Below are 311 nucleotides of genomic sequence, written 5' to 3'. Positions count from 1 at the left end.
CGGATCAATGCGTGCTTACCGCTCCCCGAGGCAGTTTCGTTGTTCGCCACGTCCTTCTTCGGCTCCTAGTGCCTAGGCATCCTCCGTGCGCTCTTATTAGCTTAACCTAATCGCTGATAAATCAGCTTAAAAATTAATCCAGCTAAAGGATGTTTTGCTTTACTCATATCCAGTTTTCAAGGTGCTAGTTGCTTGCGCAACCGCTTGGCGACGTCCTACTCTCCCAGGACCCTGCGGTCCAAGTACCATCGGCGCTGGAGGGCTTAACGGTCGTGTTCGGTATGGGAACGCGTGGTTCCCCTCCGCCATCG

Annotated in this window: 2 rRNA genes; both read right to left on the bottom strand. The window is 53.4% G+C overall.

What is annotated here, in order from left to right:
• Window positions 1-107: ribosomal RNA gene (locus tag WFK81_RS30805) — 23S ribosomal RNA — on the bottom strand; the annotation flags it as partial.
• A gap of 95 nt (window positions 108-202) precedes the next feature.
• Window positions 203-311, bottom strand: a 5S ribosomal RNA gene (gene rrf / locus WFK81_RS30800); the annotation flags it as partial.

Origin of the sequence: Paenibacillus sp. MMO-177 (genome assembly GCF_037147795.1) — a bacterium.
GTDB lineage: Bacteria > Bacillota > Bacilli > Paenibacillales > Paenibacillaceae > Pristimantibacillus.
This window is presented reverse-complemented; position numbering and strand designations above follow the sequence as displayed.